We start from the raw sequence: 12564 nt of genomic DNA on the forward strand, positions 1-12564 counted from the left end.
ATGCTCCGCGTCGGCATGCAGTTCGTGACGCTCTGCGTCACAAGCTCGTGCTGACAGCACGCATTTGAGCTCGAACGCAGAGCGTCCAGAAAGGCATTCCCACGCGGAGCATGGGAACGATGAGCATCTTGAGACGACTATCGTGCTGACACCGCGCATTCAGGATTGGACGCGGAGCGTCCAGAACGGCGTTACCACGCTGGAGCGTGGTAACGATAGTCGGACAATCAACGTGCCTAGAAAAAACCCAACGGGTTGGTGTCGTAGCTCACCAGCAGGTTTTTGGTCTGTTGGTAGTGCTCAAGCGCGATTTTATGGGTTTCGCGGCCGACGCCGGACTTTTTGTAGCCACCGAACGCGGCGTGGGCCGGGTACAGGTGGTAGCAGTTGGTCCAGACTCGCCCGGCCTTGATCGCCCGGCCCACACGGTAGGCGCGGTTGATGTCGCGGGTCCACAAGCCTGCGCCCAGACCGAACTCGGTGTCGTTGGCGATGGCCACAGCTTCTGCTTCGTCCTTGAAGGTGGTGACGCTGACCACCGGGCCGAAGATTTCTTCCTGGAACACACGCATCTTGTTGTTGCCTTTGAGCAGCGTCGGCTGGATGTAGTAGCCAGTGGACAGGCTGCCCTCAAGCTTCTCGACCTTGCCGCCGGTCAGCAGCTCGGCACCTTCGCCCTTGGCGATGTCCAGATACGAAAGAATCTTGTCGAATTGTTGCTCGGATGCCTGAGCGCCGACCATGGTGTCAGTGTCCAGAGGGTCGCCGCGCTTGATCTTCTCGACCTTGCGCATCACCGCTTCCATGAACTGTGGATAGATCGACTCCTGCACCAGCGCGCGGGACGGGCAAGTGCAGACTTCGCCCTGATTGAAGAACGCCAGCACCAAACCTTCGGCGGCCTTGTCGATAAACTCAGGCTCGGCGCTCATGATGTCTTCGAAGAAGATGTTCGGCGACTTGCCGCCCAGCTCGACGGTGGACGGGATAATGTTGTCCGCCGCCAGTTTCATGATGTGCGAGCCGACCGGGGTCGAGCCGGTGAAAGCGATTTTGGCGATGCGCTTGCTGCTGGCCAGCGCTTCGCCTGCCTCGCGTCCATAACCCTGCACGATGTTCAGCACGCCGGGAGGCAACAGATCGCCGATCAGTTCAATCAGTACGCTGATCCCCAGCGGGGTCTGTTCGGCTGGCTTGAGCACGATGCAGTTACCGGCAGCCAGCGCAGGGGCGAGCTTCCAGGCGGCCATCAGGAGCGGGAAGTTCCACGGGATGATCTGCCCGACCACGCCCAGCGGCTCATGAATGTGATAGGCCACGGTATTGCCGTCGATTTCGGCAGCGCTGCCTTCCTGCGCACGCAGCACGCCAGCGAAGTAGCGGAAGTGATCGGCGGCCAGCGGAATATCGGCGTTGAGGGTTTCGCGAATCGCCTTGCCGTTGTCCCAGGTTTCGGTGATGGCCAGGACTTCGAGATTGGCTTCAATACGATCGGCAATCTTCAGCAACACCAGCGAGCGCGCCTGCACCGAGGTCGAGCCCCAGGCTGCAGCGGCTGCGTGCGCAGCGTCGAGGGCCTTTTCGATGTCTTCGGTGGTGGAGCGCGGGAATTCGGCGATGGCCTTGCCGGTGACGGGCGAGGTGTTGGTGAAGTACTGGCCTTTGACCGGTGCGACGAACTCGCCGCCGATATAGTTACCGTAGCGTTCCTTGAAATTGACGATAGCGCCTTCGGTACCGGGATGAGCGTAACGCATGATATGTCTCCTGGTTCTTGTTGTGAGGGAGTCTGTGTCGATTCTGCTTTCGGGCATATGGCAATAAGCGTTCAAGAATAGGCCAATTGCATCAGGCCGTGGTTAGGACTTTAGGCTTATCTGCCGGTCATTGAAATGGCCTGTGCAGGCAATGCAGCGGACAAACTCAGGGTGCCATTTCACCGTCCCTACGTTAACCTGCGCAGATGTTCTGAGAGGTTGGTCATGCATATTCATATCCTTGGTATCTGCGGCACGTTCATGGGTTCTCTGGCGGTGCTCGCCAAAGAGTCGGGGCACCGGGTCACCGGCTCCGACGCCAACGTCTATCCGCCGATGAGCACTCAACTGCAAGCCCAGGGCATCGAGCTGACCCAGGGTTACGACCCTGCGCAACTGGACCCCGCACCTGATCTGGTTGTGGTCGGCAATGCGCTGTCGCGTGGCAACCCGGCGGTTGAATACGTCCTGAATAAAGGCTTGCCGTATGTGTCCGGCCCGCAATGGCTGGCTGACCATGTGCTGCAAGACCGCTGGGTATTGGCGGTGGCCGGTACGCACGGCAAGACCACCACCAGCAGCATGCTGGCCTGGGTGCTGGAACATGCCGGCATGAGCCCTGGTTTCCTGATCGGCGGCATCCCGCAGAATTTCGCCGTGTCGGCGCGTCTGGGCGACACCCCGTTCTTCGTGGTCGAGGCCGATGAATACGACAGTGCGTTTTTCGACAAGCGCTCCAAGTTCGTTCATTACCGCCCGCGCACTGCGATCCTCAATAACCTTGAGTTCGATCATGCCGACATCTTCCCGGATCTACCCGCCATCGAACGCCAGTTCCACCATCTGGTGCGTACCATTCCGAGCGAAGGCCTGGTGATTCATCCGACCACCGAGCCTGCGTTGTCGCGGGTCATCGAGATGGGCTGCTGGACGCCGGTGCAAACCACTGGCGAAGGCGGTCAGTGGCAGGCGCGGCTGTTGAGTGAAGACGGTTCGCGTTTTGAAGTGCTGTTCGAAGGCGAGCTACAGGGCGCGGTCGAGTGGGACATGACCGGTCAGCACAACGTGGCCAATGCCCTGGCAACGCTGGCGGCTGCTCGCCACGTGGGCGTTGTGCCTTCGCTGGGCGTGCAGGCACTCAGCGCCTTCAAGAGCGTCAAGCGGCGCATGGAAAAGGTTGCCGAGGTGCGCGGCATCACTATTTATGATGACTTCGCTCACCACCCGACAGCCATTGCCACCACGCTGGATGGCCTGCGCAAGAAAATCGGTGATGCGCCAATCATTGCCGTCATCGAACCGCGTTCCAATTCCATGAAGCTTGGCGCGCACCGCGAAGGTCTGCCGGAAAGCGTGAGTCAGGCAGATCAGGTGGTCTGGTATGCCCCGCCCAATCTTGGCTGGGACTTGGCGGCTACGGTCGCTGGAGGCAGCGTACCCTCGACGGTATGTGATTCGCTTGAAGCAATCATCGCGCGAGTCCATAGCCAGGCGCAGCCCGGCATGCATATCGTCATCATGAGCAACGGCGGCTTTGGCGGCCTGCACGGCAAACTGGCCGAGGCGCTGAAATGAGCGGCCCGGAGCGCGTTACGGTTGCGATGACCGGCGCTTCCGGCGCGCAATATGGCCTGCGCTTGCTGGATTGCCTGGTGCGTGAGGACCGGGAGGTGCACTTCCTGATTTCCAAGGCAGCACAGTTGGTGATGGCCACCGAGACTGATGTGCGTCTGCCACCCAAGGCGATGATGATGCAGGCGTTTCTGACTGAGTACACCGGCGCGTCTGCCGGTCAGATACGCGTTTATGGTCGTGACGACTGGATGTCGCCAGTGGCATCAGGTTCTGGTTCGCCGAGCGCGATGGTGGTGGTGCCATGCTCCACCGGTTCGCTGTCGGCAATTGCCACCGGGGCCTGCAACAATTTGATTGAGCGCGCTGCCGACGTCACCTTGAAAGAGCGTCGCCAGTTGATTCTGGTGCCCCGCGAGGCTCCGTATTCCAGCATTCATCTGGAGAACATGCTCAAGCTGTCGAACATGGGCGCGGTGATTCTGCCTGCATCTCCGGGCTTTTATCATCAGCCGCAGACCATCGACGACCTGGTGGACTTTGTCGTCGCGCGGATTCTCAATCTGCTGAATATCCCTCAAGACATGCTGCCGCGTTGGGGCGAGCACCACATTGGCGGCGATGAATAAGCTGCTGCTGGTAGCGCTTGCGCTGACGCTGACCGGCTGCGCCACCGCGCGCACGCTCAATGCGGCCAAACCTGGCGCGCCGGTGGTGTATGCAGGCACGCGGCTGAATATGTATGCGCTGCAGGGTGGTTGCTGTGCTGCTGACCGTTTCGGTGCCGAAGCGCCGAGCTATCCGGGTCTCGACCTGCCGGGCAGTGCGCTGCTCGATACCCTGCTGCTGCCGCTGTCATTGCTGACGGCGGCCGGCTTCGGGGTTCAGGCTACGGGCGGGCTTTAGGGGGGCGGAGCGACACCTGGGCTATCGGGTAAGGCTCCCTTGGGTGACGCAGAGCGTCACGAACTGCATTCCCACGCGGAGCGCGGGAACGATCAGCGCTTGGCCCCGGCGACCATCATCTACTTGCCCAGCTTGCGCAGTTCATCCGACTCGACAATGCGCTCGCCATTCTGCTCTTCCAGCGCCAGGCGCCACATGGCGCGGGCCAGTTGGCAGGCTTCGATAGCGCCATATTTACCGGGGATCAGTTTGGCGATGGGGGCTGCCAGTTGCTCGACCCAGCGGGTTTCGGTGCGGCTGCCTACCAGCAGGGAAGGGCGGGCGATAGTCAGTTGCGGCCAGTCCTGCGCGCGCAATGCCTGTTCCATCTCGCCTTTGATACGGTTGTAGAAGGTGCTGGACTTGGGGTCTGCACCAATCGCACTGATTACCAGCAAGTGGCGCGCGCCCAGCTCGCGCGCACGTTTGGCGAACGCTGTGACCAGCTCCAGATCAACCGCCTTGAACGCATCCTGCGAGCCTGCCTGCTTGATCGTGGTGCCCAGGCAGCAGAACGCGATGTCTACACGGCCAGCCAGTGTTGGCAGCAGTGTGCTCAGCTCGCCAACCGGGTTTTCAAGGTGCGGGTGTTCTGCCAACGGCCTACGCGTTGGTGCCAGCACGCGGCTGACTGTCGGTTCGTTGAGCAGGCGGTCAAGCAAGTGTTCGCCCGTCAGGCCGGTGGCCCCTGCAAGCAGGATGTGTTGCGGCGTCAGATACATAATCGTTCTCCCTTTATACACTGATAGCCTAGTGGCTAGTCGAGGTCTTCGCTTCCGTGCGGTTCAACGCCGTATTCAACGCGCGTTCGGCCTGGCTTTTGCGCAACTGCTGCCAGCGCGCCAGAACTCCTTTCGGTGCCCATATCTGCGGTTCGGAGGCGTCGAAATTGTCTTCGCTCTCTCGTTGGGCAACATAGGCTTTTGCTTCGTTGAAAGCGTGTTGCAGGTCATCGGTTTCGACCAGTGCCCTGGCGAATAGTGCATCGCCAAAGTAAGTGAAATCAGCCTCTTCCGAGCAGCCGAACGACACCCGGTCGGCGCGTGAGGCGGTCATGATCAACGTGCGTTCATCTTTCAGGTCTGGAATGAAACCACCGGAATAACAGGCCGAAATCACCACGATCTTGTCACGATTCTTTAGTGGCGCAAGGGCCGCGGCGAGGGCATCGGCGGGCAGGTCGGCCAGCGACAGACGCGGCTGGTCCAGCACCAGCTCATGGTCCTGGGTGCCGTGGCTGGTCAGGTAAATGAAGATCAGGTCTTCCGGGCCGGTACGTTGCGCGAGTGTCTGGGCTGCGCGGGAGATGGTCTCGCGGGTTGCCATTGGCCGGTCATCCATGTGGTCGCGATGATTGACCAGACTGACCTGCCCGACGGCTCCAAAACGCGACTTCAGCAGGTTGCTGACATAGTCTGCCTCGCGCATGAACACACTTTGCTTGCCGTCGCCGCCCACGACCAGGGTGTAAAGCTCGGTGGCGGGCGTTGACGCAGGGACTGCGGCCAGTGCTTTCTCCAGCAGGGTGCCTTGTACCAGCAGCCCTGCTTCAAGTGCGTCGGGCAGCAGTTTGCCTTTGGCGTCGCGCACCCGTTGGCCATTGGCCCAGATACCGCGCTGCTCCTTGCCGTCCGGGGAGATCAGCACGCCGTCGCCCTGATAGGTGTCATCGGCGAACTGGCCGACATAGCGGCTGCCGTCGGCCAGTTGCAGCTGGCCCTGACCCATGAAACGCCAGTTGTCGAAGTCGCCCTGATAACGGCTGCCGTCAGAACCGATCAATTCGCCTTTGCCGGTCAGCGCGCCTTCCTTGAAATCACCGCTCCAGACGTCGCCGTCGCTATTTTCATAGCGACCCTTGCCGTCGAGCTGGCTGTTGCGAAAGTTGCCGACATATTGATCGCCATCAGCGCTGGTGAAGCTGCCGGTGCCCTGTAATTGACCGTCGACAAAATTACCGCTGTATTGATTGCCGCTTGCGTCACTGCGCGAGCCTTCGCCGTTGGCCTTGCCATTGGCGAACATGCCCTGGTGCTGGCTGCCATCTTCCAGCTCAAGGCGACCGGGGCCGTCGTACAGGCCTGCCTTGAACTGACCGCGATAAAGCACGCCCTTGTCTTTCTGAGTGCCTTCGCCGTCGCGCAGCCCGAGCTTGAAGTTACCGACATAACTCGCGCCATTGCGGGTCGTTAATCGGCCCTGACCGTTGAACAGGCCTTGCTCGAAACCACCCTTGTAGACGTCGCCGTTGCTGGCGTGCCACTCACCCTGGCCTTGGCGCAGGCCGTTTTCGAACTGACCTGCGTACCAACTGCCGTTGGGGTAGTCGATACGCCCCTGGCCCTGTAATACGCCGTTGACCAGATCGCCGCGATAGCGCCCGCCGTCGGACAGGCGGCCGTCGGGTGGCAAAATTGATTCGCCATCACCGCAGCCTGCGATCAAGAGTGTCAAAGCCAATGGAGCGAGCGCGCGCATGTGAGATCCCGGAAGAATGATTCAGGGGCGGGCCCGGCTCTGCTTGAGCAAATGTTATGGGGCACGACCGCAGGGGAGTATGCCGCAGCGAGTAAGCGGGATGAAACAGTCTGTTACGACTGTTTCATGTTTTAAACGTGTTACACGAAACACAGGGTTAAAGGTTCGGCCACAAAAGCGGGTTTTTCCTGACCTTCGATCTCCAGCGTGGCGGTTGCCTTGAGCAGCCATTGGCCCGGCTTTTTCTCGGTCACTTCAGTCAGCTGGACCTTGAGACGCACGCGAGAGTTGACCAGCACCGGCTGAACGAAGCGCACGCTGTCCATCCCGTAGTTGACCGCCATCTTCAAGCCTTCGGGCAGCACCATGATGCCCTCCATCAGCTTGGGGATCAGTGACAACGACAGGAAACCATGCGCGATAGTCGCGCCGAACGGAGTCTGCGCCGCTTTGACCGGGTCGACATGAATGAACTGGAAGTCCCCTGTGGCTTCAGCGAACAGGTTGATGCGCTCCTGGTCGATGGTCAGCCAGTCTGAACATTCTGCTTCCTTGCCGATGTAATGCTTGAGCTCTGTGACGGGTACAGAAGGCATACCGCTCTCCTTGCCTGATGTGGTGTTGTGTTGAAGTGCCGCTGCCCGAATCAGCTAATGCCTGCGGGCGAATCACAAGATCAGCAGAGTGTTGCCGGTTGGTCAAGCAACTGCCTCAATACGAATACCCGCTCATGACCTGCAACGCGGCGTGTTTATAATGACGCCGATAATTCGCCGGATTCGTTTATTTGCTGGGGTCCTCATGTTGTTACGGGGTTTGACATGGCTGGTGATGTTCCAATTGCTGGGAACCGCGCTCAACCATCTGTTTCTATCGATATTGCCGGGGCCGATCATCGGCCTTGTGCTGCTGATGGCCTATCTGATGCTGCGCGGTGAAGTGAGCGAGCCGATCAGCATGGCCGCCAGCAGTCTGCTGCGTTATCTGCCGCTGCTGCTGGTGCCGCCTGCCGTTGGCGTGATGGTGTATGCGTCGGCCATCGCCAAGGACTTCTGGGCGATCTTCGGCACGCTGACCCTGTCGCTGATGATTTCCGTGACCTTTGTCGGCTGGCTGATGCAGGCACTCATCCGGCGTCAGGCCCGCCGCCAGGAGGGGCCATGAATATGGACTGGCACGGTGCATGGCTGTCGGTGATTCACCATCCGCTTTTTGGCATCGCGATCACCCTGGGCGCCTATCAGCTGGCGATGGCTGCGTACGAGCGAACCCGCTGGCTGTTTCTGCAGCCGGTGCTGGTTTCGATGGTGGTGGTAATCAGTGTTGTGCTGTTCTGCGATCTTGAATACACCGAGTACCGCAAAAGCACTGAAATTCTCAGCACGCTGCTGGGGCCTGCGACCGTGGCGCTGGCGGTGCCGCTTTACCTGAATATGCGGCGAATCCGCCAGCTGTTCTGGCCTGTCTTGACTACGCTGGTAGTCGGCGGGGTATTTGCCACCGGGCTGTGTGTCGGGTTCGGCGTGCTGTTCGGTGCCGATCATATGATTCTGATGACCATGGCACCCAAGTCGGTCACCTCGCCCATCGCCATGCTGGTTGCCGAGCAGATCGGCGGGGTCGCAGCCCTGGCGGCGGTTTTTGTGTTGATTACTGGCGTATTCGGTGCCATTTTCGGCCCCGGCCTGCTGTCGCTGGCCGGGGTCGACAACCCTGCGGCCCGCGGTATGGCACTGGGTCTTACGGCCCATGCGGTGGGGACTTCCGTGGCATTGCAGGAAGGAGAGGAATCGGGGGCTTTTGCTGCGTTGGCAATGAGTCTGATGGGCGTTGCAACGGCATTGTTCCTGCCGCTGGCAATGTCGCTGGCCATTTAAAGGAGGCTTTTCCATGACGTTGCCGTTGTTTCCGTTGAACGCTGTGCTGTTTCCAGGTTGCGTGCTTGATCTGCAGTTGTTTGAAGCGCGCTATCTGGACATGATTGGCCGCTGCATGAAGCAGGGTGAAGGGTTTGGTGTGGTGTGCATCACCGAAGGAAGTGAGGTGGGCAACGTGCCGGGCGGTTACTCGCCGATTGGCTGCGAAGCACTGGTCACGGATTTCCAGCAGCAGGACAACGGCTTGCTGGGCATCCGTGTCGTCGGTGGGCGGCGCTTCCGGGTGGTCGCCGCTGAAGTTCAGCGCGATCAACTGCTGGTGGCTGAGGTTGAATGGCTGCAAGAGCCTGTGGAGCGTCCGTTGCAGGAAGAAGACGCCGACCTCGTTGCACTGCTGGAAGCGCTGGCCGAGCACCCGATGGTGGCGTCCTTGAACATGGGCGTGTCTGCCGGTGGGCAGTATTCATTGTCCAACCAGCTTGCCTATCTGCTGCCGTTCACCGAGAAGGACAAAGTGGAGCTGCTGGAAATCGACGATCCCGAAGAGCGCCTCGACGCGATTCAGGAACTGCTCGATGAAATGCAGGGCGATCTGCAGGCCTGAGCCTCGATCGCGCTGCTCATTGCGCAAGACAGCGTTGCGACTCGTCAGGCGGGGTTAGCGCGGCGGATACTGCTCCAGAATTTTTGCCACCGTGGTGCGGATGGCTTGCTCCCGTTCAGCCGGGCTGCCGGCGTTGTCGTTAAGGATGCGCTCGGTGCTGCCGCGCCAGACCAGTTTGCCGTCCTTGCCGTCGAACATATCAATCTGCAAGGTGCCGACCTTGTAGTCCACGCTACGGGTTTCGGTGTTCATCGGCCCGTTCCAGTAGCCGTAGCCACCCCAAGGGTTCCAGCCGCCGCCATAGTTGGTGCTGACCGTCTGCTGGCGATTTTCGACAATCAGCCAGGCCTGCACTTTCAAATCCGACCGCGTGCCCGCAGCGGCCATGCGCAGGCCGCGCTGGTCCAGTTGCTCGCTGATCGATTGGCGAATGCGCTGCTCGGTCAGGTCACTTTTGAGCCGTGGGTCATCATCCGGCTGATACTGAACGGCAGGCTCTTTCCAGCTCCAGTTGCGATAGCCGCCGAAATCACGCTGGGCATCGAAGTCGCGATTGATCGAATTGCTCTGACAGGCAGCCAGCAGCAAGGCACAGGACAGCAGGACGATACAGCGAAACATGGCAGTGCTCCGAATGGGTTACGAAGGAGGGTAGGCCGTCAGCGCCTGTTGCACGGCCTCACGTAATGCGCTGCTGCGGTCTGCCAGGTTATTGCTGGCGCGTGCATCTGCGCTGGCGCTCCATACCGGTTGACCGGTGCGTGCGTCGATCAGATTGATCTGCACCACCATCACGTTTTCCTTATAAGTGCGCACCACCGGCACGCTGGCGTAGCCGCCGTAACCGGGCCGGTAACCATCGTAGCGGCCATAGCCCATGCCGCCTCCGTAATACGGATCGTAATCTTCGCGCACCTGACGCAGCCGGGTTTCCTGCCGGGTCGTGGCGCTGACGTAGAGGTCCGCAGCTTGATTACCGCGAGCCGGCCGCAAGCCGCGTTGGTCCAGACCGTTGCTGACTGCTTCAACCACCTGCGCCGAATCCACCCACGCCGTACCGGGCGGCAACTGGCCGTTGAGCCAGCCCCACGACCGATACCGGCCATAGTCGCGCGGCGGCGCAGGGTAGGCGCTCATGTCCAGTGTCTTCGCTGCCTGCGCAGGAGCAGGCGGCATGGGCAGAGAACTGGCCACATACGGGTTATCGCTCTGGCACGCGCTAATCCCGAGCAGGCCAGTCCCCAGAAGCAGGGCAAACAAGGCAGGACGGTGTTTCATGGTGGTCTCCGCAGTGATGTCAGACCGGACGGCACATCCAGTGCAGGTAACGGCCCAGCCCGGCAAAGGCTGGATGACGCCGATGCACCAGCTCCATTTCCAGCAGGTCGGTCAGCTCGGCCCGAGCCTGGAATTCAACCGGCATGTAATCGTGAAACACCCGCACGCCGCTACGGGTTTCGACTTGCCACAGGCCTTCAAGTTGCGTCGCCAGTTCCCGAGGGTCGAGCGGTTGTTGTGGCGTCAGGCTCTGCTTTTCCCCGGCCATGTCATTTTTGCGCATCTTGCGGAAATGACCTTTCAACAAGTTGCGATAGATCAGCGCATCACGGTTGTAAAAAGCCAGTGACAGCCAGCCATCGTCGCGGGTCAAGCGGCGCAGTACCGGAAGGATGGCGTGCGGCTCGGCCAGCCATTCCAGCACGGCGTGGCACAGCACCAGATCGTAAGTGTCGCTCAGTAAACCGGGCAGCGCCTGCCACGGAGCCTGAATGAAGGTAGCCGTCTGTCCGGCCTCGACAAAGCGCTGGCGTGCGCCTTCAAGCATGGGTTCGGCGGGCTCGGCCAGGGTCACCTCATGCCCTTGTTCGGCCAGCCACAGTGACATGTGGCCCAGCCCCGCGCCGATATCCAGCACGCGAAGCGGTCGTGCGGGCAGCGTCTCGGTCAAATCGGCCTGCAGCACCTCCAGCCGAATGGCCCCCTTGGCACCGCCGTAGATCTTTTCCGCAAAGCGGGTCGCCAGATGGTCGAAATGCCGATCACTCACTTGGCAAATCTCCGCTCGCTGTCTGCCAGCTTGTTGCGCACCACGGTTTCCATGTCCAGCCCCAGCTCGCTGCACAGCAACAATAGATAAAGAACAATATCGCCGACTTCCTGACCGGCGTGCTCCAGCTGGTCGGCGGGCAGCTCGCGGGACTGGTCTTCACGCAGCCACTGGAATATTTCCACCAGCTCGGCCATTTCCACGCTGGCAGCCATGGCCAGGTTTTTCGGGCTGTGAAATTGCTTCCAGTCATTCTGGTCGCGGATGCGGTGCAGGCGTTGGGTCAACTCGTCGAGGTTCATCGTGCTCTCCTGAAGGTGCATAGCTTCAGGGGGAACGGGTCGCCAGGCAAGTGGGCGTTGCGGTTTGTTCAGCCATTGAAGGGAGCGGTGCTCCCGTCAGAGGGTTTTATCAGGGATGCATCACTCGGTTGCAGGCTGCCAGCTACCGATCATATGCACGATGCCCTCCTGGCCTTCGACACGGAACTGACCATGAGAACCAGCGGCGCTGGCCGAGAGTGTGACGTCGGCGGGCAGGCGTACCGGCTTCTGGAACTGCACGCTGATCTCTACATTCGAGGCTGGCAAGTGCTCGCCAAGGGCCGCGAGCGTACGTGCCTTGAGCCACATGCCGTGGGCGATGGCACGCGGGAAGCCGAACAGCTTGGCGCTGGGTGCGCTGAGGTGAATCGGGTTGTAGTCGCCCGACACCTTGGCGTACTCGCGCCCGATTTGTGCCGACGCACGCCAGTTGTCCAGCTCGATCAAAGGCAGCGGCGCAAGCTCGGGATGCTCTACAGGCGCGTCTTCCAGATGCACGGCGGTGCACAGCATGGTGCTTTCTTCTTCCCAAAGCAGGCCCATGCCATCCTCGGCCTGAGTCACCAGGTTGAAGGTCGCGCCTTTGGCGTGCGGGCGCAGGTCGGTGGCCTGAACGCTGATATACAGCTGGCTCACGCCGCCGAGCGGGCGATGAGTGCGAATGCGATTGGCAAGGTGAATAAGCCCCAGCAGCGGAAACGGAAACTCCTGAGAGGTCATCAGTTGCATTTGTAGAGGAAAGGCCAGCACATGCGGGTACGTCGGCGGCAGCAGGCTGCTTTCGTCGAATCCACAGACCTTGCTGTAAGCATCAAGCTTGTCGGTATCGACCGCGATCCAGCTTCGCAATCCCAGATCGGGTAACTGCGACCCTGTGACCTTGCGCCTGAGCGCTGCCTGGATGAACAGGTTGGACAGGGGCTGCAGAGAATTGAGGTAGCGCCAGTGAGCCGTCATCATC

At 60.5% G+C, this 12564-nt stretch carries 15 protein-coding genes; 6 read left to right on the forward strand and 9 right to left on the reverse strand.

What is annotated here, in order from left to right; all coding sequences use genetic code 11:
• Positions 1–236: 236 nt before the first annotated feature.
• Positions 237–1757: an aldehyde dehydrogenase family protein gene (locus RYC17_RS18325; protein ID WP_058400877.1), complete on the reverse strand. Its 1521-nt coding sequence runs from the start codon at positions 1755–1757 to the stop codon at positions 237–239.
• Positions 1758–1982: 225 nt separating this feature from the next.
• Between RYC17_RS18325 and mpl the strand changes: the two genes are divergently transcribed.
• Genes mpl through RYC17_RS18340 form a run of 3 tightly spaced genes read left to right on the forward strand, consistent with a single transcriptional unit; the run spans position 1983 to position 4235 of the window.
• On the forward strand, positions 1983–3332 hold the full coding sequence (gene mpl / locus RYC17_RS18330; RefSeq protein ID WP_316903990.1) for a UDP-N-acetylmuramate:L-alanyl-gamma-D-glutamyl-meso-diaminopimelate ligase: 1350 nt from the start codon (positions 1983–1985) through the stop codon (positions 3330–3332).
• Complete coding sequence (gene ubiX / locus RYC17_RS18335) at positions 3329–3958, forward strand: flavin prenyltransferase UbiX (protein ID WP_058400875.1); 630 nt, start codon at positions 3329–3331, stop codon at positions 3956–3958. Before mpl ends, ubiX begins: the two co-directional genes overlap by 4 nt.
• Entirely contained in the window at positions 3951–4235 is a 285-nt protein-coding gene (locus tag RYC17_RS18340; RefSeq protein ID WP_058400874.1) for a YceK/YidQ family lipoprotein, read from the forward strand. Before ubiX ends, RYC17_RS18340 begins: the two co-directional genes overlap by 8 nt.
• Before the next feature lie 119 nt (positions 4236–4354).
• On the opposite strand, the gene RYC17_RS18345 is transcribed toward RYC17_RS18340, so the two are convergent.
• The 3 genes from RYC17_RS18345 to RYC17_RS18355 form a co-directional block, all read right to left on the reverse strand.
• Complete coding sequence (locus tag RYC17_RS18345; protein WP_058400873.1) at positions 4355–4996, reverse strand: oxidoreductase; 642 nt, start codon at positions 4994–4996, stop codon at positions 4355–4357.
• A gap of 28 nt (positions 4997–5024) precedes the next feature.
• Positions 5025–6752: a C13 family peptidase gene (locus RYC17_RS18350; protein ID WP_316903992.1), complete on the reverse strand. Its 1728-nt coding sequence runs from the start codon at positions 6750–6752 to the stop codon at positions 5025–5027.
• A gap of 140 nt (positions 6753–6892) precedes the next feature.
• Positions 6893–7348, reverse strand: coding sequence for a MaoC family dehydratase (locus RYC17_RS18355; protein ID WP_058407840.1), 456 nt, complete (start codon positions 7346–7348; stop codon positions 6893–6895).
• Positions 7349–7553: 205 nt separating this feature from the next.
• Here RYC17_RS18355 and RYC17_RS18360 point away from each other — a divergent pair, with 205 nt between their 5' ends.
• The 3 genes from RYC17_RS18360 to RYC17_RS18370 are packed head-to-tail and all read left to right on the forward strand — an operon-like array spanning position 7554 to position 9233.
• Positions 7554–7916 carry a CidA/LrgA family protein gene (locus RYC17_RS18360; protein ID WP_019741210.1) on the forward strand — a complete coding sequence of 121 codons (363 nt, stop codon included), beginning with the start codon at positions 7554–7556 and terminating at the stop codon, positions 7914–7916.
• Positions 7917–7918: 2 nt separating this feature from the next.
• Positions 7919–8629 carry an LrgB family protein gene (locus RYC17_RS18365; RefSeq protein ID WP_219171679.1) on the forward strand — a complete coding sequence of 237 codons (711 nt, stop codon included), beginning with the start codon at positions 7919–7921 and terminating at the stop codon, positions 8627–8629.
• A gap of 13 nt (positions 8630–8642) precedes the next feature.
• Complete coding sequence (locus RYC17_RS18370) at positions 8643–9233, forward strand: LON peptidase substrate-binding domain-containing protein (protein ID WP_058400869.1); 591 nt, start codon at positions 8643–8645, stop codon at positions 9231–9233.
• Between the two features lie 54 nt (positions 9234–9287).
• Here RYC17_RS18370 and RYC17_RS18375 read toward each other — a convergent pair whose 3' ends face one another.
• The 5 genes from RYC17_RS18375 to RYC17_RS18395 all read right to left on the reverse strand — a co-directional run bounded on the left by RYC17_RS18375 (position 9288) and on the right by RYC17_RS18395 (position 12560).
• Positions 9288–9854 (reverse strand): DUF4136 domain-containing protein, encoded by a 567-nt coding sequence (locus tag RYC17_RS18375; RefSeq protein WP_058400868.1) that lies wholly within the window; start codon positions 9852–9854, stop codon positions 9288–9290.
• Positions 9855–9872: 18 nt separating this feature from the next.
• Positions 9873–10511, reverse strand: coding sequence for a DUF4136 domain-containing protein (locus tag RYC17_RS18380; protein WP_316903994.1), 639 nt, complete (start codon positions 10509–10511; stop codon positions 9873–9875).
• Positions 10512–10530: 19 nt separating this feature from the next.
• Positions 10531–11280, reverse strand: coding sequence for a methyltransferase domain-containing protein (locus tag RYC17_RS18385; protein ID WP_316903996.1), 750 nt, complete (start codon positions 11278–11280; stop codon positions 10531–10533).
• Positions 11277–11582 carry a MazG-like family protein gene (locus RYC17_RS18390; protein ID WP_002555541.1) on the reverse strand — a complete coding sequence of 102 codons (306 nt, stop codon included), beginning with the start codon at positions 11580–11582 and terminating at the stop codon, positions 11277–11279. The genes RYC17_RS18385 and RYC17_RS18390 overlap by 4 nt, the downstream gene beginning before the upstream one ends.
• 120 nt (positions 11583–11702) lie before the next feature.
• Positions 11703–12560, reverse strand: a complete 858-nt coding sequence (locus RYC17_RS18395) for a MaoC family dehydratase (RefSeq protein ID WP_316904027.1) — start codon at positions 12558–12560, stop codon at positions 11703–11705.
• Between the last annotated feature and the right edge of the window lie 4 nt (positions 12561–12564).

Origin of the sequence: Pseudomonas syringae group sp. J248-6 (assembly GCF_032586995.1) — a bacterium.
Classification (GTDB): Bacteria; Pseudomonadota; Gammaproteobacteria; order Pseudomonadales; family Pseudomonadaceae; genus Aquipseudomonas; species Aquipseudomonas amygdali.

Excerpts from the sequence above, each read along its gene's own strand:
- RYC17_RS18325 (WP_058400877.1), bottom strand. The coding sequence starts at position 1,757 with ATGCGTTACGCTCATCCCGGTACCGAAGGCGCTATCGTCAATTTCAAG.
- mpl (WP_316903990.1), top strand. The coding sequence starts at position 1,983 with ATGCATATTCATATCCTTGGTATCTGCGGCACGTTCATGGGTTCTCTG.
- ubiX (WP_058400875.1), top strand. The coding sequence starts at position 3,329 with ATGAGCGGCCCGGAGCGCGTTACGGTTGCGATGACCGGCGCTTCCGGC.
- RYC17_RS18340 (WP_058400874.1), top strand. The coding sequence starts at position 3,951 with ATGAATAAGCTGCTGCTGGTAGCGCTTGCGCTGACGCTGACCGGCTGC.
- RYC17_RS18345 (WP_058400873.1), bottom strand. The coding sequence starts at position 4,996 with ATGTATCTGACGCCGCAACACATCCTGCTTGCAGGGGCCACCGGCCTG.
- RYC17_RS18350 (WP_316903992.1), bottom strand. The coding sequence starts at position 6,752 with ATGCGCGCGCTCGCTCCATTGGCTTTGACACTCTTGATCGCAGGCTGC.
- RYC17_RS18355 (WP_058407840.1), bottom strand. The coding sequence starts at position 7,348 with ATGCCTTCTGTACCCGTCACAGAGCTCAAGCATTACATCGGCAAGGAA.
- RYC17_RS18360 (WP_019741210.1), top strand. The coding sequence starts at position 7,554 with ATGTTGTTACGGGGTTTGACATGGCTGGTGATGTTCCAATTGCTGGGA.
- RYC17_RS18365 (WP_219171679.1), top strand. The coding sequence starts at position 7,919 with ATGGACTGGCACGGTGCATGGCTGTCGGTGATTCACCATCCGCTTTTT.
- RYC17_RS18370 (WP_058400869.1), top strand. The coding sequence starts at position 8,643 with ATGACGTTGCCGTTGTTTCCGTTGAACGCTGTGCTGTTTCCAGGTTGC.
- RYC17_RS18375 (WP_058400868.1), bottom strand. The coding sequence starts at position 9,854 with ATGTTTCGCTGTATCGTCCTGCTGTCCTGTGCCTTGCTGCTGGCTGCC.
- RYC17_RS18380 (WP_316903994.1), bottom strand. The coding sequence starts at position 10,511 with ATGAAACACCGTCCTGCCTTGTTTGCCCTGCTTCTGGGGACTGGCCTG.
- RYC17_RS18390 (WP_002555541.1), bottom strand. The coding sequence starts at position 11,582 with ATGAACCTCGACGAGTTGACCCAACGCCTGCACCGCATCCGCGACCAG.
- RYC17_RS18395 (WP_316904027.1), bottom strand. The coding sequence starts at position 12,560 with ATGACGGCTCACTGGCGCTACCTCAATTCTCTGCAGCCCCTGTCCAAC.